Below are 22,992 nucleotides of genomic sequence, written 5' to 3'. Positions count from 1 at the left end.
GTGAAATCCAGCAGTTGCAGCTGACGCTGCCACTGCATAACCTTGGATTCGTGAATGCGGGGGAGGCGTTCGGGATGGAATGTGATGTGCTCGTCATCGGCGCAGGCCTGGCGGGATTGGTGGCGGCAGCCGAGGCTGCCGATCGCGGACACAAGGTCTGCATCGTCGATCAGGAAGGGGAGCAGAGCCTTGGGGGCCAGGCTTTCTGGTCTCTCGGCGGGCTTTTCTTCGTCAACAGTCCCGAGCAGCGCCGGCTGGGCATTCGCGACAATATCGATCTGGCGCGGCAGGACTGGTCGGGCTCCGCAGGTTTCGACCGGCCGGAGGATTACTGGCCGCGGCTTTGGGCCGAAGCCTATCTCGAATTTGCCGCGGGCGAGAAGCGGTCCTGGCTGCATCAGCAGGGCATGCGCTGGTTTCCCGTGGTCGGCTGGGCTGAGCGTGGCGGCGGCATGGCGCATGGTCACGGCAATTCGGTGCCGCGCTTTCACCTGACCTGGGGAACGGGACCGGCGGTTCTGGAGCCGTTCATTCGCCGTGTGCGCGCGGCAGAGGAAGAAGGAAAGATCACCTTCGCCTTCCGCCATCGCGTCGACGACCTGATCGTCGAGAACGGCACTGTCGTCGGCGCCTTCGGCACCGTGCTGGTGCCCGACAGCGCGCCGCGCGGCAAGCCGACGGCGCGGATGATCTCCGGCACCTTCCAGATCCGGGCCGGTGCGATCATCGTCACCTCCGGCGGTATCGGCGGCAATCACGATCTCGTCCGGCGCAACTGGCCGCAGCAGCGGCTCGGACCTCCACCGGCTTCCATGGTCGCGGGCGTGCCCGCGCATGTCGACGGCCGCATGCTGGAGATCGGCGAGCGGGCGGGCGCCCGGGTCATCAATGGCGATCGCATGTGGCACTATACCGAGGGCTTGAAGAACTGGGATCCGGTCTGGGCGAACCACGGCATCCGCATCCTGCCTGGGCCGTCGTCCTTCTGGTGCGATGCGCGCGGCAACCGGTTTGCCGCCCCTGCCATGCCGGGCTTCGATACGTTGGGGACGCTGAAGGCGATCAGACAGACCGGCTACGACTACAGCTGGTTCATCCTCACCAAGGCGATCATCAAGAAAGAATTCGCGCTATCCGGCTCCGAGCAGAACCCGGATCTGACAGGCAAGGATATCAAGCTGCTGTTGCAGCGCCTTGGCAGCGAGCCGCCGGGGCCGGTGAAGGCCTTCATGGACAAGGGCGAGGATTTCATCGTCCGCAACACGCTGGAGCAGCTGGTCGATGGCATGAATGCGCTGACCGGCGAGCGGCTGCTCGACGTGTCGCATATCCGCCATCAGATCGAGGCGCGCGACCGCGAGATAGGAAACAGCTTCTCCAAGGATGCGCAGGTGACGGCGATCCGCGGCGCTCGCGGCTATATCGGCGACAAGCTGCTCAGAACCGCGCGGCCGCACAGGTTGCTCGATCCTGCCAAGGGTCCGCTGATTGCTGTCAAGCTGCACATCCTGACGCGCAAGTCGCTCGGTGGGCTGGAAACGGATTTGTCGGCCCGGGTAATCGGTCCTGATGGAAATGCGGTGCCTGGTCTCTATGCAGCGGGCGAGGTCGCCGGCTTCGGCGGTGGCGGCATGCATGGTTACAACGCGCTGGAAGGGACCTTCCTCGGCGGTTGTATTTTTTCCGGCCGCGTGGCCGGACGAGCGGTATGAGAAAAGGCGGCAACCTTATCGGGTGCCGCCTTTGTCAGGATCAAGCCGTGGGCTTGGTCTGATCGTCAACTGTTGCGCCGGGCGCATTCTTCTTGATGGATTCAATGGCGCTCAGCGCGGATGCCTTGGCCTTGTAACCTTCCGAGCCGAACATCTGCTCGCCGTTAGACGCCTTGAAGCGGAAACGGAATTCGCCGGCCTTGTCTTTGTACACTTCAAACTTATACATCGAATGTCTCCCAAAATCAGGAAGTTGCCCCGGTAACAGGCGATAATCTAGAGCAAAAGTTGAGACTATTCCATCTGGATATTTGCGCCTTTTACGATTGGCTCCCACTTCGCCAATTCGGCCTTCACATGGGCGCCAAGCTCGTCCGGCGTCGAGCCGACGATGGTGGCACTGAACTCCTTCATGCGGCCTGCGACAGCCGGATCCTTGAGCGCCTTGTTGGCCGACTCGTTCAGCTTGGCGACGACATCGGTCGGCGTATTTGCCGGGGCGAAAAGCGCGTTCCAGGTATAGGTCTCGTAGCCCGGAACACCTGATTCAGCGACCGTTGGAATGTCGGGGAAAGAGGGCGCGCGCTGGGCCGTCGTGACCGCCAGCGCCCGAAGCTTGCCACTCTTGATATGGCCGGACGAGGAGGGGAGGTTGTCGAACATGATCGACACCTGGTTGCCGAGAAGATCGGTCAGCGCCGGCCCGGCACCCTTGTAGGGGATGTGCTGCATCTTGGTGCCGGCCATGGAATTGAAGAGCTCGCCGGAGAGATGCAGCGGCGTGCCGTTACCCGAAGAGGCGTAGCTCCACTTGTCCGGCTCGGCTTTCAACAGCGCGATCAGTTCCTGCACGTTCTTGGCGGGCAGCTCCGGATTGACGACCAGCACGTTCGGCACGATGACGAGAAGCGAGACTGGCGAGAAATCCTTCTGCGGGTCATAGGGCGTCGATTTCAGGATCAGCGGGTTCAGCGCGTGGGTGGCAACGGTGCCCATCAGGATGGTGTAGCCATCCGGTTCAGCGCGGGCGACATTATCGGCGCCAAGATTGCCGCCGGCACCGGCAACGTTCTGCACGATCACCTGCTGGCCGAGATCGGCAGACATCTTCTCGGCGATGATGCGGGCCACCACGTCGGTCGATCCGCCTGCCGCGAAAGGCACGACCATCGTGATCGTGCGATCCGGAAAGCCTTCCGCCATCGCCGTGCCGGCGCTGAGCGTGGCAAACAGCCCAAGGCCGAGCGCCAGGCTTGCCCGGCGGGTGAAATTGAAAAGCGCCATTCGATTCTCCTCCCAGAATTCAACAGCTATGCACCCGGCTGCGTCTGACCGGGCAGGAGGAGGTTAGGGCAGCGGGCTTTAAAGGCAACCACGGATGGTGCCGAAGCGAATTCGACTTTAGTCGCCTTGGAATGGGGGATTGATATTACATTTGCTCCTCCGATAACCATCTAGGGATAAAGCAAGTCTTCTGCCGCTCGCCCCGCGGGTGGCCCTCATGAGGTTTTGATATGCATCCGTCCCCCGATGCTCTTTCCATCTCCACTGCTGCCGAAGACGGCGCCTGGCCGCTGCGCCGCCGCCGTATCCTCGACTGGCTCGTCAACGAAACCCGCAGCGAACGGTTCATCGACAATATCTTCGTCGAGATGAACGAGCGGCTGATCGAGGCGGGCGTGCCGCTCGGCCGGGCTACGCTGCACTTCCGTACGCTGCATCCGCAATGGATGGGTGCGCGGGTTCTGTGGCGGCCGGGCATGAAGGACGCGAAAATCACCACCTTCGGCTATGGTGTCGAAAACACGCCGCAGTTCCTCAGCAGCCCGATGAACGAGATTTTCAGCGGCGCTTCGGAAGTGCGCCAGGACCTCGAAGGCGAGATCCGCAGCGACTATGCGCTTTACGAGGAACTGCGCGGCGAGGGGCTGACAGATTACATCGCCTGGCCGCTGGAGCACACGCTCGGCAAGCGGCATGTGGTGACCTTCTCCAGCAATGTTGCCGGTGGCTTCACCGCCGATCAGATCGCTTTCCTGCGCGATCTTCTTCCGGCGCTGACGCTGGTGAGCGAAATCCGGGTGAAGAATATCCTGGCGCGCACCCTGCTGCAGACCTATGTCGGCCCGCATGCGAGCGAGCAGATCCTGGCAGGCGCCACCACCCGCGGCAGCGGCAGCACTGTCGGCGCGGCGATCCTGATCTGCGATCTGCGCGACTTCACGACGATCTCGGACATGTGGCCGCGCGACGACGTGATCGAGCTGCTCAACGCCTATTTCGACGCGATGTCGGAGCCGATCGAGCGGCATGGCGGCGAGATCCTGAAATTCATGGGCGACGGGCTGTTGGCGATCTTTCCGCTCAGCAATCCCGATGCCTGCCGCAATCTGCTGACGTCGCTGAAGGAAGCCCGCAAGGCGATCAACGACCTCAACACGTTCAACGCCGAACGCGGCGTCGTCGAGCTCCGCTACGGTGTCGGCGTCCATGTCGGCGATGTGATGTACGGCAATATCGGCTCGCGCAAACGCCTCGACTTCACCGTCATCGGCCCGGCCGTCAACGTCGCCTCGCGGCTGGAAACCCTGACCAAGGACGTTGGCCAGCCGGTTCTGATCTCGAAAGCCTTCGTCGATATGGCCAAATGCGGCGCCGAACTGAAACCCGTCGGCACCTTCCCGCTGCGCGGTCTCGGCGAGCCAGTCGATGTCTTCACCTTTCCGGAGGGGTGAGGCTTACTTCCGCGATGCTACTTTTGGAGGCGTCGACTTGTCGGTTTCGGTGTCAACGACACCGCTCTTGAAGGCTTCGATGACCTGTATCGCGGCTTCCTTGCTTTGGTATGCCTCAGACACCAACAATATGTTTCCGGTTCCATCTCGAAGGCGGAAGCGAAATTTGCCGTCTTGATCTAAGAAGATCTGAAACCGTGCGGCGTCCTGTTCGACAAAATCAAAGCGGACCATGCGCCGGTTCGTCCGTAGGTCGAATTGGCTGAGGTCTGCCTCATCGACGAAACGCTCAGCTTCTTCGTCGGTTTCAAATTCCGGTAGCGGTTTGTTTTCAAACTTGCTCAAAACGCTGGACCTCGCTCCCGTGCATATATCGGGCACTGATCGGACGGATCAATATTACACCGTTTCGTTGACGCAGGCGAAATACGACAAATGCGTAGCGCCCCGCGCTGGTCTTACCGGTAGCGCGCTGCCGCTTTTCGGTAGTCGCGGCATGCGGGTCCTCAACCGTCGCAAAGTCGCCCCGGAAGATGAACTCAATATCGCTCCGGCTTAGACCATGCTTGCCGCATTTCGGCCAATTGCCTTCATCCCAATCGAAACCACCGATGCTCATGCCATCCCACCCCTGGGTGGAATGCTAAAGCATCGAACACGTCAATACAATCAGAGGTAGCTTATTTCACCGCCGCCAGAAACTCTTCAGCCCCTGCATCGAATTGCAGCTTGGCAAGCTTGGCGTAGATGCCGCCGTGGCGGATGAGGGTTTGGTGGGTGCCTTCCTCGACGACGCGGCCCTGGTCCATGACGAGGATGCGGTCGGCCTTGAGGACGGTTGCGAGGCGGTGGGCGATGACCAGCGTCGTGCGGCCCTGCATCAGGCCGTCGAGAGCCTTCTGGACCAGCGTTTCGCTTTCGGCATCGAGAGCCGATGTCGCTTCGTCGAGGAGCAGGATCGGGGCATTCTTCAGGATGGCGCGGGCAATGGCGATGCGCTGGCGCTGGCCGCCTGAGAGCGTGATGCCGCGTTCGCCGACCTCGGTGTCGTAACCGTTCGAAAGGCGGGCGATGAACTCGTCGGCCTGTGCGGCGATCGCCGCGGCGCGCACCTCTTCACGGCTGGCGCCGGGGCGGCCGAAGGCGATGTTGTCGTGGATCGAGGCGGCGAAGATCGTCACGTCCTGCGGGACGATCGCCATGCGCTCGCGCAGATCGTCAGGCGAGACGCTGCGGGCATCGAGACCATCGACGCTAATGCCGCCGAGTTGCGGATCGTAGAAACGCAGCAGCAGCGAGAAGACGGTGCTCTTGCCGGCGCCGGACGGACCGACGATCGCCACGGTTTCACCGGGCACGACGTTGAAGGTCAGGCCGTGCAGGGCGGATTTGTCCGGCCGCGAGGGATAGGCGAAATGGACATCGGTAAATTCGACCCTGCCACGAGGGGGCATCGGCAGCGTTTCTGGCTTGGCCGGGGCAGAGATAGGGGAGACTTCGTCCAGCAGCTCGGTCAGGCGGTCGGCGGCGCCGGCGGCCTGCGAGAGCTCGCCCCAGACTTCCGAGAGCGCGCCGAGCGAGCCGGCGGCAATCACCGAATAGAGCAGGAACTGGCCGAGCGTGCCGGCAGACAGCGTGCCGGTCAGAACGTTGTGAGCGCCGACCCAGAGAACGGCGACGACGCTGCCGAAGATCAGGGTGATGGCGATACCGGTCAGGAGCGCCCGCGAACGGATGGCGGAACGCGCGGCCTGATAGGCGGATTCGACGGCGGAAGCATAGCGGCTGGAAGCGGCGTCTTCACCGTTGAAGGCCTGCACGGTGCGGGTTGCGGCGATCGTCTCGTTGGCGAAGGCGGAGGCTTGCGCCAGCGTGTCCTGCGCGGCACGCGAGCGTTTGCGCACCGAGCGGCCGAAGGCGACGAGCGGGAAGACGATCAGCGGGATGGCGCCGAGCGCCAGGCTCGCGAGCTTCGGCGATGTCACGACCATCATGCCCATGGCGCCGAAACAGAGGATCAGGTTGCGCAGCGCCACCGAGGCTGTCGCGCCGACGGCGGACTTGATCTGCGTCGTATCGGCCGTCAGCCGCGAGACGATCTCGCCGGACTGGTTGACATCGAAGAAGGAGGGTGAGAGGCGAGTGACATGCGCGAACACATCCTGGCGCAGATCCGAGACGATGCGCTCGCCGAGCGTGATGACGAAATAGTAGCGCAGCGCGCTGGCGATCGCGAGCACGACGGCCATCCCCATCAGCATGGCGAAGTAGCTGTTGATGAAGGTGCCGTCAGGCTGGGTGAAGCCGTGATCGATCATCCGGCGGACGGCGAGCGGCAGGGCAAGAGAGGTGACGGCGGCGAGTGCGAGCGCGACGAGAGCTCCGGCGACCATGCCGCGATAGCGCATGATATAAGGCGTCAACCGTCCGAGAGGCTTCAGCGACCGCGACTTCTTTTCCCCGCCCTGCACTGCGTCTGTCAAATCATCTCCAATCGCCTTCAAACCGTTGATCACCAGCTTGTTGGCACTTGTTATCCGGATGGCCTTCATGTATAGGCACCGCATCCGAATGGGAAGCCGTAGCCTTCGCGACTGCGGCTTCATTTATTCAATCGGTTCTCTTGCCGCAATGACATGCGTCAAATTGGACCCTGGCATCGCAGGAAGATTGTTATGAAGGCTGATATCCATCCCGACTACCACGTCATCAAGGTGGTCATGACTGACGGTACCGAATACGAAACCCGCTCGACCTGGGGTTCGGAAGGCGCCGTCATGAACCTCGAAATCGATTCCAAGTCCCATCCGGCATGGACGGGCGGCAACCAGCAGCTCATGGACCGCGGTGGCCGCGTTTCCAAGTTCAACAAGCGCTTCGGCGGCCTCGGCCTCTAATCGCTTCTGCGGTACTACGGAATTTGAAAAGAGCCCGGTTTCGACCGGGCTTTTTTGTATTTTATGGTGTTAGTTCAGGCTTGCGGGAAGTGCGTTGTCGGTTCTTGGCCAATCAAATGTTCCGCCAATGCAACAAACTTGACTTCTGTGGGGCTGAAAGCTGCGTAGCCAGATGCTGCCCTTCTCACGATCTTTAACCGCGAAGATAGAGTTCCAGCTGAGATCATCGGCACATGATAGGCAAATGCCCAAGTGTAGAAGCCATAGTGCGACTCCATCTTACTGAGCTGTGGCAACGTCGCCCCAAGTTTATGGCCAAGATCATTCACATGCCTTATCAAGCAGTCCACAGCGTCAGCTGTCGCTCCATCATTCCATGTTGCTTCGATGCCGTGCGAGATAAATCGATAAAGGCCGTCCGCGTATTCCCATGTACCAAAGGTTTTAAGATGCACGGGATTCTTTGACCGTGAGTGCTTTGCTGAGTTGGCAATGTCCTGCAGCTTCTGGTCTCGCTTAATCGGAAGATTATTCCGCTCCCCAAAGTGGTTAGTGTGAATGCAAAGTCCTTCGAGCCTGTGAAGCAGGCTGTTTGAATCGGGGTCCATAACAAGTGGCGTCGCCGCTAAATCCCTAAGCAGTTGGAAGGTTGGGCTGTAAATCTGGTTCTGGAATTTAATGGCAGTGGTCACCATTGCGCACCACCTTTCCTTCAAGGCTGAGCCAGAGAGGCACAAATGAAAAGGCCGACTGTGCAGGGAACACAGCCGGCCGGTCTTTAAAGTATGGCAGTAGAAACTTAGTTGTTGCCGAACGCCGTCTGCAGCAGGCTGAGCTGTGCCTGGACGCTGTTCTGGTTGTCGTGCACGATCGGTGCTTCCGACGGACGGTAGATTTCGCGGTCGAGCAGGGCGATGCGGTTCTGCAGGCGCAGCGAGCGCTCGACGAGATCGCGGAAGGATTCCGGCAGATCGCCCCAGCCCGGAGCGTTGCGGTCGACGTTGAAGCCGTCGAGGCGAACCTTGTTCTTTTCAGCGAGAACCTGATCGCGGGACATCTCGCCGTTGTTGACGGCGCGCTGCAGGAGCAGCCAGGATGCCATCTGCATCAGGCGGGTGGTGAGGCGCATGGATTCTGCTGCGTAGAGGACGGATGCCATACGGGGCAGGACCTTCGAAGCGGCGCGGCCGTTACCATCAAGGTAGGCTGCGGTTTCTTCGACCAGCGACATGCCTTCTGCATAAAGCGTCTTGAACTGCGACGATGCTGCGGCGCGTCCTGCGAAGCTGATCGTATTCAAACCAAGTTCCGACATTCCAATGGTCCCTGTTGCACGCGTCTACATATGGTCAGGTAACGCCAGCCGGAAGTAAAAGTTTCAGCGGCGGGTCTTTATGTCTTTAAGATGGTATCATTACCCTAAATGCGCAAGGCGTTTCTTAAGAAAGGGTTAACTTCCACAGATTCGTGGTGAACGGCCGCGCAGGCAAAAAGAAGAGCCGCAAAAGCGGCTCTCAAGGTAAAACAGGGAGAAAAATCAGACCAATTCACCGCATGGAAAACTGTCTGAGATCCAGACGAAATCTGGATGCGTCAAGTAATAGCTCGTAAAGCTTAATTGTATGTTAATACTGTTCTTGATTGAGACTTGCCGCGGCGCGTTTTGCGCTTGCCTGTGACTTTTTTCGGGCTTTTACGAGCGGAACAGGCCTTCGGCCGCAGCGCGCCCGGAAGCCTTCTTCGCCGACTCGGCTTCGAGTCTTGCGATCTCGCTTTTCAGGAGCTCGACGCGCTCCTTGAGTTCGCCGACGGACAGCAGCGACAGATCCTGGCCGATCTCGTGCGCTGTCTTCTTCTGTGGCCGTTCCTCGTCAAAGAAGCTCATGGGGCAATCCTCCTGCGTTGGCTTTTCAGCCGTACTTTACAGCAGGATCGCCGCTTTCGGGAGCCTTGCTGGAACCGCGGTCGGCAAGGGTCATGCTCTCGGGCGTGATCATCGGCGAGGTTGCCGTCGGGATCGTCGTATAGGCGTCGCGTTCGCTTGGATGGATGGCGGCGCGCAGGCGGCTGCGGATGATCGCGTAGGCGGCGATCAGGATATGCGCGATCGCAGTCACCAGGAACAGTGCGTGCGGGCTGACGACGGACATGACCGGGCCGCCGATGGTCGGGCCGATCACCGTGCCGATGCCATAGAGCAGCAGCAGACCGCCCGAGACCTTTACGAAATCCTCGGAGGAGGCGAAGTCGTTCGCATGGGCGACGGCGATCGGATAGAGCGTGTTGGCGACCGCGCCGTAGAAGACGACGAGGCCGATCACCCAGAAGGGATCCGACGGACTGAAGACGACGATGAGGATGCCGGCGAGGGCGGCAAGCGCCGACATGGCGGCGAGCACATAGCGGCGGTCGATACGGTCGGAGAGGCGGCCGGCCGGGAACTGCATGACGGCACCGGCGAAGATCGTGGCGCTCATCATGATGGCGATGCTGGTATCGGAAAGGCCGGCACCGGCGCCGAAGACCGCGCCCAGCGTACCATAGGCACCATTGGCGATGCCGACGAGCAGGATGCCGAGGCAGGAGACGGGCGAATTGCGATAGAGCGCCGGCAGGTCGAGCCTGACCGCCTTCAGCGGCTGCGGCGAGGCTGCCGTCGAGAGTGTGGTCGGCAGCATGGCGACGCAATAGAAGACGCCGCAGATCATGAAGAGAACGGGCGTGCGCACATCTTCGAGCGGGATCATCATCTGGCCGCCGACGACGCCGAAGAGCGTGATGGCGATATAGAGCGAGAAGATCGCGCCGCGGCTCTCATTGGTCGCCCGCTCGTTCAGCCAGCTTTCGATGATCATCGAGGTGCCGGCGGTGGAGAAGCCGGTGACGGCGCGCAGCGCGATCCACCAGAACGGATCGATGATGATGCCGCTGAACAAGGCGGAGATGGCGATGATCGAGATGAAGCCGGAGAAGGCGCGCACATGGCCGACACGGCGCACCATGTTCGGCGCCACGAGGCAGCCGACGACAAAGCCCGCGGCCCAGGATGTGCCGAGCAGGCCGAGCGTGGTTGTGGCATAGCCCTCGAGATTGCCGCGGACGGGAAGCAGGATGCCCTGCAGGCCGTTGCCCATGAAGAGGAAAAGCGTTCCGAAAAGCAGCGCGGCGACGGACAGCAGATTTCTTCTCATATCCCCACTCTCGAAGAGTTCTGTGTTGAAAAGACATAAGACGAGACGCTGTCCCGCCTAGCCCCTATGGTGTTGATTGTGCCCCGGAATGCCGTTACGGCATGAAGAAATCTTGTGTTCGCGCGGAATAATGTCCGTCCTGTGACATTCTGATAATGTTGGAAAAATAAAACCATGACCAAGCTGCTCGCATTGCTGCTCATCCTTGGCATGGTCATACACATCATCAAGCCGCTGGGGCTGCCCGGTTTGCGACGCCGGATGGACTTCTGGAAGATTGCGCTGGTCGCTTTCGCGATCTGGTCGGTGGCGCTGATCGCCCGCGAGTTCGTCGGCTAGGCGAGGATCTCGCCGCGCATGACGAAGACGCAGCTGCCGGAGATCCGGACATCGGTGACCGTGTCGCCGTTTTTCGTCACATCAACCTCGATGATGCTGCGGCGGCCCATCTCGACACCCTGTTCTATGGTGACGCGTTGCTGGCCGTCGGTTCCGGGCGCGCGGGAAGCCAGATAGGCCGAGAGGGCAGCCGAGGCGCTGCCGGTCGCCGGGTCTTCGGCGACGTTGTCGAGCGGCGCAAACATGCGCGCCCGAAGATGCCAGGGGTTCTCCTTCGAGCGCACATAGAGGAACAGCGAGAAGTCGTGATTGTTTTCGCTGCGGTTGCCGGCGGCCTCGCGGAACAGGGCAGGGTTCGGCACCGCTGCGGCAAGCGCCTCCAGACTGTCGAGCTCGGCAACAGCAAATTCCAGGCCGACGGAGACGAAGAGCGGGCGGTGGAGCGCAGTGGCGATCTGCTCCGGCCGGATGGCGATGCAGCGGGCGATATCGCTTTCCGCGACTGTTGCGCCCGTCTGCAGCGGTTTCGGTGCGCGGATGGTCGCGGCGGTCACTTGTCCGTTGCTGCGGCGCAGATCGACCTCGACGATGCCCGCGGCCTCCTCGAAGCGCAGGCGATCGCCGACGGGCTTGCCGAAGATCTCGCTCTGCTGCCCGATGAAATAGGCCGTGCCGACATTCGGGTGGCCGGCGAAGGGCACTTCCATGGTCGGCGTGAAGATGCGGACATGCGCGGTGTTGGCCGGATCTTTCGGCGGCAGGACGAAGGTGATTTCGGAATAGCCGAACTCTGCGGCGATCTTCTGCATCGTGCCGGTATCCAGCGCGTCGGCGCCGGTGATGACGGCAAGCGGATTGCCTTCGAAACGCGTGGAGGTGAAGACGTCGAGTGTTGTGTAGGAGAGATTGGGCACGGCTGGCTCCCGTTCGGCTTTCCCAGATGTTTAGCCGGGAGCGCCTGTGACAGAAGGGGCAAACTTGTCGCCGTGACAAAGAAAAATGGGCGGCCCGGGCCGCCCATTGCTGGTCAGACGAGGGCGCTCTCGCGCGCCGGAGACTTGTCGACGCTTGCCGCATAGATCTGGGCGATCGTTGCGGTCAGGCTCGCATCGAATTCCGCGTCGCTCATCGAAACGCGCAGATTTTCGGCGAGTGCGCGCGAGAAGCTCGCGATCATGCCATGGTTATGGCTGAGCTTTTCGCAGGCGTCCTCGGTGTTGTATCCGCCGGAAAGGGCGACGACGCGGATCACCGACTTGTGGGCGATCAACGGCGCATAGAAATCGGCAACCGTCGGGATCGTCAGCTTGATCATGACGTTGTCGCCTGCGGGAAGCTTGTCCAGTTCCTTGAGGATCTCGTCGCGCAGGATGGCTTCTGCTTCCTGCTTCGTCGGGCTGTCGATCGAGACTTCCGGCTCGATGATCGGGACGAGGCCGTGGCCGATGATCTGACGCGCGACTTCGAACTGCTGCTTCACGACGGCGGCGATGCCTGCCTTATCGGCATGGGCGATGACCGAGCGCATCTTCGTGCCGAATATTCCCTTTTCCCGGGCGCGGATCAGCAGCGCGTCGAGATCCGGCATCGGCTTCATCACCTGAGCGCCGTTTGCCTCAGCCTCGAGACCCTTGTCGACCTTCAGGAAGGGGACGACGCCGCGCTTTTCCCAGAGGTAGGACGGAACCGGCTGGCCGTTGACATCGCCATCCATGGTGCGCTCGAAAAGGATCGCGCCGATGACCTTGTCGCCCGAAAAGCTGGGCGCGCTCATGATGCGGACGCGCATGGCATGCACCAGGCGAAACATCTCGTCGTCGCCGGAGTAATCGGATTCATTCACGCCATAGAGACGCAATGCCTTGGGTGTAGAGCCACCGCTCTGGTCCAGCGCTGCAATGAAGCCCGGTGCAGAGCTCATCTTATTCAACATCTTCGCGTCTACCATACTGCTCCTATCCCCAAAGTTTGCGCATTACGCGCCTCAAGGCTCGCTGGCCGTCATTCGCGGATAACAGATGTTTATGGACGGGAGAATGGAAGGCTAAATCATTGAAACGATTGAATTCGTTTCAATCGTTTGAAAGTTTGGGCAGTTTTAGTCGCTCTGAGCAAAAGACCGCGGAAGCGATGTGCCTCCGCGGTCCTATCCACATGTAAAAATTGTCAAATCAGCGTTTGCTGATTACTTGCCGGTGAGCACGGCAACGCCCGGAAGCACCTTGCCTTCCATCCATTCAAGGAAGGCGCCGCCTGCCGTCGAGACGTAGCTGAAGTCGTCGGCAACGCCGGCGTGGTTCAGTGCCGAAACGGTGTCGCCACCACCGGCAACGGAGGTCAGCTTGCCGGCCTTGGTGCGCTCGGCAGCGTATTTCGCAGCCGCTACGGTCGCCTTGTCGAAGGGCTCGATTTCGAAGGCGCCGAGCGGGCCGTTCCAGACCAGCGTCTGGGCGCGTTCGATCCAGGACTTGACGGCTTCGACCGACTTCGGGCCGACGTCGAGAACCATGGCATCGGCCGGGATCGCGTCGATGGCGACGATCTCGTTGGCCGCACCTGCCTTGAATTCGCGGGCGACGACGCCGTCCTCAGGCAGGATGATGGCGCAGCCGGCAGCGGCGGCTTCGATCATGATCTGCTTTGCGGTCTCGGCGAGATCATGTTCGCAGAGCGACTTGCCGACATTGGTGCCGCGGGCGGCGATGAAGGTGTTGGCCATGCCGCCGCCGATGACGAGGGCGTCGACCTTCTTCACGAGGTTCATCAACAGGTCGATCTTGGTCGAGACCTTGGCGCCGCCGACGATAGCAACGACCGGACGGGCCGGATTGCCGAGGCCCTTTTCCAGCGCTTCCAGCTCGGCCTGCATGGTGCGGCCGGCATAGGCGGGCAGAACCTGGGCGAGGCCCTCGGTGGAGGAATGGGCGCGGTGGGCGGCCGAGAAGGCGTCGTTGACGAAGATGTCGCCGTTGGCGGCGAGCGCCTTGGTGTGATCGGCGTCGTTCTTCTCTTCGCCCTTGTAGAAGCGGGTGTTCTCGAGAAGCAGGATGTCGCCGTCCTTCATCTTGGCAACGGCAGCGGCAGCGTCGTCGCCGATGGAGTCGGTCGCGGTCGCGACCGGCTTGCCGAGCACCTTGGAAACGTCAGGGGCGATCAGCGACAGCGACAGGTCCGCCGAGGGGCCGTCCTTCGGGCGGCCGAAATGGGCGAGCAGGATGACCTTTGCACCCTTTTCGGAAAGTTCGAGGATCGTCGGAGCCACACGCTCGATACGGGTCGCGTCGGTGACCTTGCCGTCCTTGACGGGAACGTTGAGGTCGACGCGGACGAGGACGCGCTTGCCGGCAATGCCGTTGAGGTCGTCGAGGGTCTTGAAAGCTGGCATGGGACTATCCGTTCGTTAGTGCCTTGGAAGGTGGCCGACCATAGCAAGGTCGCCCCGCGACGCAAGGTGTTCAGCCGTGCTTTTCGCGTGCGTTTTCGTCGCTGTCGGCGGTCGATCCGCCATGCGCGGCAACGGCCATGTGACGGCCCTTCAGCCTGTCGCGAACACGCTGGATGATATCGCGCATATTGATGAAGATCGGCAGGGTGATCGCCGGTTCGACGGCCTCAAGCGACATGCCGACCGAGGTGATGTGATCCTGGTCGTCGAGGTCGCGAACGATGAGGATGATCGAGCCGAGACGGACGCGATCGGCATAATCCGCCTTGCCGCCGAGACGCTGCCGCATCAGCTCGGCGATCGTCAGACCCTTCTCGGATTCGTTCAGCAGGCCTGGGCCGTAGGCGGCGTCGAGATCGGCCGCCGGGCGCACGGGGGAGAGCGCGAAGGCGCCGAAGAAATCGGCATCGTCCTCGTCGACCGGCGCCTTGCTGGCGAAGAGACGGTCGAGCAGGCGGGCGTAGCTCGGCACGATGAAGAGATAGACGAGGTCGTTCTCGCGCAGGCGCCCCGCATATTGATAGCGCAGCGACTTGCCGTCGCGGATAACGAGCGAGGGTGTTGCCCAGCGCGGGATGCGCTCGCCGCGCAGAACCGGGCTGTCCTTGATGACGCGGTAGGCGAGCAGTTCGTGATTGGCGCTGCCGGGCAGATCGATCTCGACCTTGTCAACGGCGCCCATGCGCGGGGGAATGATGAGGCCGAGTTTCTTCGCCACCGGCTTGATCGTCCAGCCCTGCACCAGCAGCGAGACGAGCACGATGATGAAGGCGACGTTGAAATAGACATGGCCGTTCGGCAGGCCGCCGAGGATCGGCATGATGGCGAGCAGGATCGAGACGGCGCCGCGCAGGCCGACCCAGGCGACGAAGCCGATCTCCTGCTGGGTGTAGTCGAAGGGCAGCAGCGACAGCCAGATCGCCAACGGGCGGGCGATGAAGATCAGGAACAGCGCGAGCGCCACGGCGGGCAGGATGATGGCCGGAAACTGCGAGGGTGTGGCGAGCAGGCCGAGCACCAGGAACATGATGATCTGCGCCAGCCAGGTCATGCCGTCCTGAAAGCGTTTGATGGCGGCAAGGCCCGGAAGCTTGCGGTTACCGGCATAGATGCCGGCGACATAGACGGCGAGGAAGCCGCTGCCGCCGACGGCGCCGGTGAAGGCGAAGACCAGCATTGCAAGACCGAGGACGAAGATCGGGGTAAGGCCACGATCGGTGTCGAGGCGGCTGACGACCTGGGCGATCATCATGCCGCCGAGCATACCGAGAATGACGCCGAGCCCCATCTCCTCGATGAAGAGGGCGAGCATGGAGAGGTTGATGCCGGAATAGCCTTCGCCGCTGGCCAGCAGCTCGACGAGAACGATGGTCAGGAAGATTGCCATCGGGTCGTTGGTGCCGGATTCGACTTCCAGCGTCGAGCGCACCTTGTCGCGGATATTGATGCCGCCGATGCGCAGCAGGAAGAAGACGGCGGCGGCATCGGTCGAGGCGACGATCGAGCCGAGCAGCATGCCTTCCAGCCAGCTGAAGTTCAGCAGCCAGGTGGCGGCAAAGCCGACGAGTGCGGCGGTCATCAGGACGCCGACGGAGGCCAGCGTCAGCGACGGGATCGCCGCGAGCTTGAAGGCCTGTATCGGCGTGCCGAAACCGGAATCGAAAAGAATGACGGCGAGCGCGATGGAGCCGAGGATATAGGCGAGATAGTTGTTGCTGAACTCGATGCCGAGGCCATCGACGCCGGCGAGCAGGCCGATTGCCAGGAAGAGCAGCAGCAAGGGGGCGCCGAAACGGAAGGCGAGCAGGCTGGAGAAGGCCGCAAGAAGCACCAGCGCCGTCGAAACCAGCACGACGATATAGAATGCTTCCACGTCCATCCCCTTTCACATCCGCGCTGCGATCCGCCCCCGGAAATCGCAGCCATCTCTCAAACCTCGTCCGTTGCTTGCCTTCAGCCAGTAAACGGCAAAACAGGCCGGAAGGGTAGGCCTTGCGGCTTAACCTTGCTTACCTGCGGCGTCATGCTGCTGAACGATGAACCGGACGGATCACCGCGCTGAATGCTACGGGAGAGATTCTCTATAAAGAATGTATAGGCAAATCGGGCGAGAGCAGGGCAGGAGCAAATAAGCTTGCCGTTTTTGTCAAAGAAGTGCGGGCACTTACGCTGAGGCGACCCGATAGCGCTTGTTGATGCGGTCGACTGGCGTCCCATCGCGCAGCGGCACATCCTTCGTGGTGCTGTAGGTCTCGAAGCCGATCTTGCCGTAATAGGCGAGACCGCCGGTATTGTCGGCGCGGATCGTCGCGTTGATGAACTCTATATCGAGCGAGCGGGCTGCCGTAAGCGTTGCCGCAAACAGCGCGGTGCCGACGCCGGGGATCTTGGGGCGTATGCGGGAAAACGTGCCGATGTCGGCCCATCCCTCGGGCAGGTCTCCGTAGCGGCTGATCTCCTGGAAACCGGCAAGGCGGCCGTCAGCTTCGGCGACATGGCAGGCAAAGACGGATGGTCCGTCGATGAACCATTCCCTGAATTCTGCGGGCGAAAGGGCAACCTCCATGGCGGTCGTGCCGCCAGCGGCGATGATCTCGTTGAGGAGCAGGGTGAGTTCATCGGCGTCTGCCGCGCGCGCTTCTCGAATTCTGAGATCCACCATGATGCCACTCTCCCTTTTCTGCTGCCGTCTAAAACAAAACGGCCCGGTTTCCCGGGCCGTTCTCTCGATCTGCTTTTCGCGAAAGCGAAGCTTAGATGAGCTTGGCGAAGGCGACTGCGGTGTCCGACATGCGGCTCGAGAAGCCCCATTCGTTGTCGTACCAGGACAGGACGCGAACGAAGTTGCCTTCCATGACCTTGGTCTGGTCGGTCGCGAAGATCGACGAATGGCTGTCATGGTTAAGGTCGCGGGAAACCAGCGGCTCGTCGGTGTAGCCGAGAATGCCCTTCAGCTTGCCGTTCGAAGCAGCCTTGATGGCTTCGTTGATTTCGCCGACGGTCGTTGCCTTCTTGGAAACGAACTTGAAGTCGACGACCGAGACGTTCGGGGTCGGGACGCGGATCGACGTGCCGTCGAGCTTGCCCTTGAGGTGCGGCATGACGAGGCCGACGGCCTTGGCAGCGCCCGTGGACGTCGGGATCATGGACAGGGCTGCAGCGCGGGCGCGATACAGGTCCTTGTGCATGGTGTCGAGCGTCGGCTGGTCACCCGTGTAGGAGTGGATGGTCGTCATGAAGCCGTGGTCGATACCGACGGCGTCGTCGAGAACCTTCACGACCGGCACGAGGCAGTTCGTCGTGCAGGAAGCGTTGGAGATGACCAGGTGTTCCTTGGTCAGCTGGTCGTGGTTGACGCCGAAGACGACGGTCAGGTCGGCACCGTCGGCAGGAGCCGAAACGATGACGCGCTTGGCGCCGGCCGTCAGGTGGGCAGCGGCCTTGTCGCGGGCGGTGAAGATGCCGGTGCATTCCATCGCGATGTCGACGCCGAGTTCCTTGTGCGGCAGCTGTGCCGGATCACGAACGGCGGTCACCTTGATCGGCTTGCCGCCGCCAACGGTGATCGTGTCGCCTTCGACCTTCACCTCAGCCGGGAACTTGCCGTGGATGGAATCGTAGCGCAGCAGGTGAGCGTTGGTCTCGACCGGACCGAGGTCGTTGATCGCGACGGCTTCGATGTCGGTGCGGCCGGATTCGACGATAGCGCGGAGAACGTTGCGGCCGATGCGGCCGAAGCCGTTGATGGCAACCTTTACAGTCATGTGCATTCACTCCCTAGACATGGGGCTTGCGGATAAGGTGGAGGAGCGCTTGCGCGCTCCCCTTAAAGCTTGGCTTCTGCAGCAGCGACGACGGCGTCGGCCGTGATGCCGAAATGCTTGAAGACGTCCTTGGCCGGGCCGGAAGCGCCGAAGCTCTTCATGCCGATGAAGGTGCCTTCCGGACCGATGAACGCATCCCAGCCTTCGCGAACGGCGGCTTCGACTGCGATCTTGACCGGCGAGTTGCCGAGCACTTCCTTGCGGTATGCGTCCGGCTGCTCGAAGAACAGCTCGGTGCAGGGGACCGAAACGACGCGGACGGAAACGCCCTTGGCTTCCAGCGTGGCGCGGGCAGCAACGGCGAGTTCGACTTCAGAGCCCGATGCGAAGATCGTGACCTTGGCGTCGGCCTTGCCGGCCAGCGTGTAGGCGCCCTTGGTCGTCAGGTTCTCTTCCGAATATTCGGTGCGAACTGTCGTCAGGTTCTGACGGGTCAGCGCCAGAGCGGTCGGGCGGTTTTTGGTCTTCAGCGCGATCTGCCAGGCTTCCGCCGTCTCGGTGACGTCTGCCGGACGGAAGACCAGCAGGTTCGGTACGGCGCGCAGGCTCGGGACCTGTTCGACCGGCTGATGGGTCGGGCCGTCTTCGCCGACGCCGATCGAGTCATGCGTCAGAACGTGGACGACGCGGATGCCCATCAGGGCGGCGAGGCGGATCGGCGGGCGGCAATAGTCCGAGAAGATCATGAAGCCGCCGCCGTAGGGGATCAGACCGCCGTGCAGCGCGATACCGTTCATGGCAGAGGCCATACCGTGCTCGCGGATACCCCAGTGCATGTAGCGGCCGGCGAAATCTGTCGGGGTGATCGAGACCATCTGGCTGGTCTTGGTGTTGTTCGAAGGCGTCAGGTCGGCGGAGCCGCCGAGCGTTTCCGGCAGCAGGCCGTTGATGACTTCGAGCACGTCCTCGGAAGCCTTGCGGGTGGCGACGGTCGGCTTGGTCTCAACGATCTTCTTCTTCAGGTCGCTGATCGCAGCGTCGAAGCCTTCCGGCAGGTCGCCGGCGAAGCGGCGGCTGAACTCGGCCTTGTGGGCCGACTTAGCGAGGCCAGCTTCCCAGGACTTGACCAGATCGACCGAGCGGGCACCGGCGGTGCGCCATGCGTCGAGAACGTCAGACGGAATGACGAAGGGTTCGGCTTCCCAGTTCAGTGCCTTGCGGGTAGCAGCAATTTCTTCAGCGCCGAGCGGCGAACCGTGAACCTTGTGGCTGCCGGCCTTGTTCGGAGCGCCGAAGCCGATGACGGTCTTGCAGGCGATGAAGGTCGGGCGGTCGGACTTGTGGGCTTCTTCGATCGCAGCGGCGATCGCAGCCTGGTCGTGACCGTCGACTTCGATCGTGTTCCAGTGAACCGCCTTGAAGCGCATGATCTGGTCGGTCGAGTCCGACAGCGACACGGCGCCGTCGATGGTGATCGAGTTGTTGTCCCAGAAGAGGATCAGCTTGTTCAGCTTCAGGTGACCGGCAAGAGCGATCGCCTCATGGCTGATGCCTTCCATCAGGCAGCCGTCGCCGTTGATGACGTAGGTGTAGTGGTCCTGCAGGTCGGAACCGAATTCCTCGCGCAGCTTGCGCTCGGCGATCGCCATGCCGACGGCGTTTGCGATGCCCTGGCCGAGCGGGCCGGTCGTCGTTTCGATGCCGGTTGCGTGGCCGTATTCCGGGTGACCGGCGGTCTTGGAGCCGAGCTGGCGGAACTGCTTCAGGTCCTCGATCGACATGTCCGGGTAACCGGTCAAATAGAGGAGCGAGTAGAGGAGCATCGAGCCGTGGCCGGCGGAGAGGACGAAACGGTCGCGGTTCGGCCAATGCGGCTTCTTCGGGTCGAAGCGGAGATACTTGCTGAAGAGGACGGTGGCGACATCAGCCATGCCCATCGGCATACCCGGATGGCCGGAATTGGCCTTTTCGACTGCATCCATGGCGAGGAAGCGGATCGCATTTGCCATCCGGTCGTGTTGTTCAGGAGAGGTCATGGCTATTCCACGGGTTCCGGGTGTCGGGGGATGGCCTCGAGCCTTCTGAAGACCATCGATGAGAGCGGGGTGACACATAGCAGTTGGAACGGCCAAGTCAATAAATTGCGGGCCGAATCCGGGCCGGGTGCGACGATTTTTAACATTTGACCATCAAATTTTACAAAAGACCAATCCGTTGGGAAGACTGCTTCAATTTCGGTCATCCACAGAATAGGCCGTGTATCCCCATATCCCGTTTATTGACGGGCAGTTGGCTAGCTGCATATCCTCTTGAAAACACTGAACCGGCACCCTTTGCCGATTCGCCAGGTCTTCTGCGGGAACACCGGACTTAAGACATGACGCCCACAGGCACTGCCATGGAAACCGCGCTGAGCGAGCTCAAACAGGCCATCTCCGGCCTGGAGAATGCCGTCGACATGCGCATCGAACGCCAGCGCGAGCAGGGCGACATCGAGAGCGAAGTGCGCCGGGTCCATGCCGACCGTTCGAAGCTGGCGCAGGAGCTGGATCAGGCGGAATTCCGTGCGAACCGCCTGGAAGAGGTCAACCGCGAGGTCTCCCGCCGCCTGGTAACGGCGATGGAAACCATCCGCGCGGTTCTGGACCGATAAAGGAAGCAGCGATATGGCGCAGGTGACGGTAACGATCGACGGCAAGGCCTATCGCATGGCCTGCGAGGAAGGCCAGGAAGGCCACCTGACGGATCTCGCCAACCGCTTCGACGGCTATGTCGGCCACCTCAAGGGCCAATTCGGCGAAATCGGCGATCTCCGGATCACGGTCATGGCCGGTATCATGGTGATGGACGAGATTGCCGAGCTGACGCGCCGTGTGGCGGGTCTTGAGGCCGAGCTCGAAGGTCTGCGCAGCAATCGCGACACCGTGGTTGCGGCGACGGCGCGCACCGAGGAAACGCTGGCGCAGGCGCTCGGCGAGGTGACGAACCACATCCGCATCATCACCGAAAAGCTCAACAACCGGGCGCCGGCCGAGCTGAATTAATTCGCCGGGACAGCACGCGCTGCCACTGGCGCAGTCCTCAGAACCTCCTTATATATTGCCTGCGATCTGCGCCTCTCGACAGGAACCACAATCCCTGGGGCCATACTCGATCCAAAGGGAGCTGTCCCTGACCAGGCCCGTGGGCTTGGACATATGGCGCCCACCTACGTTTGTAGGCACCCAGGATCGTAAACATCCATCGGTTGCCGCGGATCGCACTTCATTTTCCGGCGCGGGGCGAGGCATCGCCGATGCCGATGTCTTCCTTCAAATGATTGCTCAGTCCCTGCGCCTTTTGCGGTGCCGGCGCCTGTTTGCCTGCGGGTACACATGCGGCGATGGCGGATTTGATCCAGGCATTCAGAATATTCATCGATAGCGTCATGGTTTTTCTCCCATGAGGCCAGTTTATGCAGGCGTCCTGTTTGCGTATAATGAAACTCGCTCTGATCTTTCATGAGAGATTTTCATGTCAAGCCGGCCGCTGCCACCGCTATCGACCCTGCAGGCCTTCTGCGCCATCGCCGAAACCGGCGGCTTCGGGCGGGCGGCTGAAAGGCTGGGGCTGACGCAAACCGCGGTCAGCCACCAGATCGCCCAGCTCGAGCGATGGCTCGGCGAGCGGCTTTTCGAGCGTGGACGGCGCGGTGCGCGGTTGTCTCCGGCGGGGTTGAAGCTGCACCCGGATATTGCTGCGGCGCTGCAGAGCCTTGAGACGTCCTTACATCAAGCGCGGGCGGCAAGTGCCAGTCCGTCGCTTGCGATCACGACGACACCGGAATTTTCCAGCCAGTGGCTGGCGCCGCGGCTCGAGAGCTTCTGCCGCCGCTATCCGAAGATCGAGGTGCAGATCGCGGTCAGCTACAAGCGGCCGGATTTTGCCAATGCCGATCTGGCGATCTGGCTTGGCCGCGGTGGGCCGGAGGTGGTGACGGAACCGCTGCTGCTCGACGATGAATTCGTGGTCTGCGCCCCCGAAGTCTCCGCCCGGCTTCCGAAGAGAGGCGCGATCCGCGCGGCGCCGCTGCTTGTTTATCGCGGTATGCGCCATACCGTGCTCGACTGGCAGCTCTGGTTCGAGCAGATCGGCGGCGATCCCCACGCGCCGGAGCTTGCCGGCTACGACATCACCGCAGCGGTTCGCGAGGCGAAGGTCTTCGATACGTTCGAGGAGATGCTGGAGGCATGCGGGCGCGGGGAGGGCTTTGCGCTGGTGCGCAGTTCGCTTGCCGGTTCGGGTCTCGCTTCAGGCACCCTGAAGCGCTGCTTCATCGAGCAGCAGCCGGCGGCTTTGAACTATGCGATGCTCTATCCAGCGGGAGCGCTGGAGAAATCCTCCGTCGCGCTGTTCCGCCAGTGGCTGCTTGAAGAGACGGCTTCCGCCGGCTGACGGTCTATTCGGCGGCTGCCAGATAAACCGTGTTCTGCGAGGCTGAAGCCAGCGCCTGGACGCGGGCTTCGGCCTTGGCGATCAGCTGGTAGAACTCTTCCTGGGCATCGACATCCAGCTGGATGACGGCATTCACGTCATCGGGCGTATCGCAGATGCAGGCAACGGCCGAGATCGGGCAAATGCCGCCGGGATAGCGCTTTCCGGTGCCGGTATAGGCGCGGCGACCCCAGCGTTCGGAATAGACGGTCTCTTCGCGGTCGAGATGCAGGATGGTGCCCTTGCATTCGGTCACGATCGCCGCCTTGCCATAGGCGAACCAGTGATAGTTCAGTTTGCGCAGGATATATTTTCCGGTGATGTCTTCGCCGGCCAATTCCGCAGGGTCTTGAATCATTCGGATCATCAACGGGTCCTCGAAAGTGTATGCAATATCCGTTATGTATCTCTGCGCCGCAAGTCGGAAAATACCTGC

At 61.6% G+C, this 22,992-nt stretch carries 25 protein-coding genes and 1 other RNA gene; 8 read left to right on the top strand and 18 right to left on the bottom strand.

The genetic code is table 11. The annotated features are described in order from the left end of the window. Positions 1-74: 74 nt before the first annotated feature. Positions 75-1,712, top strand: coding sequence for an FAD-binding dehydrogenase (locus ACEN84_RS05410; RefSeq protein WP_413710231.1), 1,638 nt, complete (start codon positions 75-77; stop codon positions 1,710-1,712). 40 nt (positions 1,713-1,752) lie between these two features. Here the strand turns inward: ACEN84_RS05410 and ACEN84_RS05405 are convergent, their stop codons facing one another. Continuing rightward, entirely contained in the window at positions 1,753-1,941 is a 189-nt protein-coding gene (locus tag ACEN84_RS05405; protein WP_112385480.1) for a YegP family protein, read from the bottom strand. 65 nt (positions 1,942-2,006) lie between these two features. Next, positions 2,007-2,996 carry a Bug family tripartite tricarboxylate transporter substrate binding protein gene (locus tag ACEN84_RS05400; RefSeq protein ID WP_413710230.1) on the bottom strand — a complete coding sequence of 330 codons (990 nt, stop codon included), beginning with the start codon at positions 2,994-2,996 and terminating at the stop codon, positions 2,007-2,009. A 230-nt stretch (positions 2,997-3,226) separates the two neighbouring features. Here ACEN84_RS05400 and ACEN84_RS05395 point away from each other — a divergent pair, with 230 nt between their 5' ends. Then, positions 3,227-4,447, top strand: a complete 1,221-nt coding sequence (locus ACEN84_RS05395) for an adenylate/guanylate cyclase domain-containing protein (RefSeq protein ID WP_413710229.1) — start codon at positions 3,227-3,229, stop codon at positions 4,445-4,447. 3 nt (positions 4,448-4,450) lie between these two features. Here ACEN84_RS05395 and ACEN84_RS05390 read toward each other — a convergent pair whose 3' ends face one another. The 3 genes from ACEN84_RS05390 to ACEN84_RS05380 form a co-directional block, all read right to left on the bottom strand. Continuing rightward, entirely contained in the window at positions 4,451-4,792 is a 342-nt protein-coding gene (locus ACEN84_RS05390; protein ID WP_207225195.1) for a DUF1508 domain-containing protein, read from the bottom strand. Continuing rightward, complete coding sequence (locus tag ACEN84_RS05385; RefSeq protein ID WP_413710228.1) at positions 4,779-5,066, bottom strand: BrnT family toxin; 288 nt, start codon at positions 5,064-5,066, stop codon at positions 4,779-4,781. The genes ACEN84_RS05390 and ACEN84_RS05385 overlap by 14 nt, the downstream gene beginning before the upstream one ends. Before the next feature lie 61 nt (positions 5,067-5,127). Further along, the gene (locus ACEN84_RS05380) at positions 5,128-6,999 is read right to left on the bottom strand and encodes an ABC transporter transmembrane domain-containing protein (protein WP_413710227.1); all 1,872 of its coding nucleotides are present in this window, start codon (positions 6,997-6,999) and stop codon (positions 5,128-5,130) included. A gap of 123 nt (positions 7,000-7,122) precedes the next feature. Between ACEN84_RS05380 and rpmE the strand changes: the two genes are divergently transcribed. Beyond that, the gene (rpmE, locus tag ACEN84_RS05375) at positions 7,123-7,344 is read left to right on the top strand and encodes a 50S ribosomal protein L31 (RefSeq protein WP_027508080.1); all 222 of its coding nucleotides are present in this window, start codon (positions 7,123-7,125) and stop codon (positions 7,342-7,344) included. A 74-nt stretch (positions 7,345-7,418) separates the two neighbouring features. Here rpmE and ACEN84_RS05370 read toward each other — a convergent pair whose 3' ends face one another. The 4 genes from ACEN84_RS05370 to ACEN84_RS05355 all read right to left on the bottom strand — a co-directional run bounded on the left by ACEN84_RS05370 (position 7,419) and on the right by ACEN84_RS05355 (position 10,535). After that, on the bottom strand, positions 7,419-8,039 hold the full coding sequence (locus tag ACEN84_RS05370) for a hypothetical protein (RefSeq protein ID WP_413710226.1): 621 nt from the start codon (positions 8,037-8,039) through the stop codon (positions 7,419-7,421). Between the two features lie 104 nt (positions 8,040-8,143). Further along, on the bottom strand, positions 8,144-8,659 hold the full coding sequence (locus tag ACEN84_RS05365) for a DUF1465 family protein (protein ID WP_112719877.1): 516 nt from the start codon (positions 8,657-8,659) through the stop codon (positions 8,144-8,146). Positions 8,660-9,037: 378 nt separating this feature from the next. Continuing rightward, on the bottom strand, positions 9,038-9,229 hold the full coding sequence (locus tag ACEN84_RS05360) for a DUF1192 domain-containing protein (protein ID WP_112719876.1): 192 nt from the start codon (positions 9,227-9,229) through the stop codon (positions 9,038-9,040). 25 nt (positions 9,230-9,254) lie between these two features. Beyond that, positions 9,255-10,535: an MFS transporter gene (locus ACEN84_RS05355; RefSeq protein ID WP_203428067.1), complete on the bottom strand. Its 1,281-nt coding sequence runs from the start codon at positions 10,533-10,535 to the stop codon at positions 9,255-9,257. Between the two features lie 174 nt (positions 10,536-10,709). On the opposite strand from ACEN84_RS05355, the gene ACEN84_RS05350 reads away from it, so the two are divergent. Then, positions 10,710-10,874 (top strand): hypothetical protein, encoded by a 165-nt coding sequence (locus ACEN84_RS05350; protein WP_165402722.1) that lies wholly within the window; start codon positions 10,710-10,712, stop codon positions 10,872-10,874. Here ACEN84_RS05350 and ACEN84_RS05345 read toward each other — a convergent pair. The 7 genes from ACEN84_RS05345 to tkt form a co-directional block, all read right to left on the bottom strand. Beyond that, the gene (locus ACEN84_RS05345; protein WP_413710225.1) at positions 10,871-11,788 is read right to left on the bottom strand and encodes a PhzF family phenazine biosynthesis protein; all 918 of its coding nucleotides are present in this window, start codon (positions 11,786-11,788) and stop codon (positions 10,871-10,873) included. The genes ACEN84_RS05350 and ACEN84_RS05345 overlap by 4 nt on opposite strands. Before the next feature lie 113 nt (positions 11,789-11,901). Then, positions 11,902-12,822 (bottom strand): fructose bisphosphate aldolase, encoded by a 921-nt coding sequence (locus tag ACEN84_RS05340; protein ID WP_199629047.1) that lies wholly within the window; start codon positions 12,820-12,822, stop codon positions 11,902-11,904. Positions 12,823-13,059: 237 nt separating this feature from the next. Further along, positions 13,060-14,259 (bottom strand): phosphoglycerate kinase, encoded by a 1,200-nt coding sequence (locus tag ACEN84_RS05335; RefSeq protein WP_112719872.1) that lies wholly within the window; start codon positions 14,257-14,259, stop codon positions 13,060-13,062. A gap of 70 nt (positions 14,260-14,329) precedes the next feature. Then, complete coding sequence (locus ACEN84_RS05330; protein WP_413710224.1) at positions 14,330-16,198, bottom strand: potassium/proton antiporter; 1,869 nt, start codon at positions 16,196-16,198, stop codon at positions 14,330-14,332. A 285-nt stretch (positions 16,199-16,483) separates the two neighbouring features. Then, positions 16,484-16,981 carry an N-acetyltransferase family protein gene (locus tag ACEN84_RS05325; RefSeq protein WP_413710223.1) on the bottom strand — a complete coding sequence of 166 codons (498 nt, stop codon included), beginning with the start codon at positions 16,979-16,981 and terminating at the stop codon, positions 16,484-16,486. A 91-nt stretch (positions 16,982-17,072) separates the two neighbouring features. Next, on the bottom strand, positions 17,073-18,083 hold the full coding sequence (gene gap / locus ACEN84_RS05320; RefSeq protein ID WP_413710222.1) for a type I glyceraldehyde-3-phosphate dehydrogenase: 1,011 nt from the start codon (positions 18,081-18,083) through the stop codon (positions 17,073-17,075). A 62-nt stretch (positions 18,084-18,145) separates the two neighbouring features. Then, on the bottom strand, positions 18,146-20,119 hold the full coding sequence (gene tkt, locus ACEN84_RS05315) for a transketolase (RefSeq protein ID WP_112719869.1): 1,974 nt from the start codon (positions 20,117-20,119) through the stop codon (positions 18,146-18,148). A 341-nt stretch (positions 20,120-20,460) separates the two neighbouring features. Between tkt and ACEN84_RS05310 the strand changes: the two genes are divergently transcribed. The 3 genes from ACEN84_RS05310 to ssrS all read left to right on the top strand — a co-directional run bounded on the left by ACEN84_RS05310 (position 20,461) and on the right by ssrS (position 21,346). Continuing rightward, positions 20,461-20,736, top strand: coding sequence for a DUF4164 domain-containing protein (locus ACEN84_RS05310; protein WP_112719868.1), 276 nt, complete (start codon positions 20,461-20,463; stop codon positions 20,734-20,736). 13 nt (positions 20,737-20,749) lie between these two features. Beyond that, entirely contained in the window at positions 20,750-21,127 is a 378-nt protein-coding gene (locus tag ACEN84_RS05305; RefSeq protein ID WP_112719867.1) for a cell division protein ZapA, read from the top strand. Positions 21,128-21,187: 60 nt separating this feature from the next. Then, a non-coding RNA gene (ssrS, locus tag ACEN84_RS05300) (6S RNA) lies at positions 21,188-21,346 on the top strand. Between the two features lies 1 nt (position 21,347). On the opposite strand, the gene ACEN84_RS05295 is transcribed toward ssrS, so the two are convergent. Further along, positions 21,348-21,512, bottom strand: a complete 165-nt coding sequence (locus tag ACEN84_RS05295; protein ID WP_413710221.1) for a hypothetical protein — start codon at positions 21,510-21,512, stop codon at positions 21,348-21,350. 84 nt (positions 21,513-21,596) lie between these two features. Here ACEN84_RS05295 and ACEN84_RS05290 point away from each other — a divergent pair, with 84 nt between their 5' ends. Next, entirely contained in the window at positions 21,597-22,517 is a 921-nt protein-coding gene (locus ACEN84_RS05290) for a LysR family transcriptional regulator (protein ID WP_413710220.1), read from the top strand. A 4-nt stretch (positions 22,518-22,521) separates the two neighbouring features. Here ACEN84_RS05290 and ACEN84_RS05285 read toward each other — a convergent pair whose 3' ends face one another. After that, positions 22,522-22,923 (bottom strand): hypothetical protein, encoded by a 402-nt coding sequence (locus ACEN84_RS05285; RefSeq protein ID WP_112719865.1) that lies wholly within the window; start codon positions 22,921-22,923, stop codon positions 22,522-22,524. Positions 22,924-22,992: the final 69 nt, after the last annotated feature.

This window comes from Rhizobium sp. Rhizsp82 (assembly GCF_047325115.1).
Lineage (GTDB): Bacteria > Pseudomonadota > Alphaproteobacteria > Rhizobiales > Rhizobiaceae > Rhizobium.
Note: the sequence above shows the minus strand (reverse complement) of the source record. Positions and strands in the feature narration are given on the sequence as shown.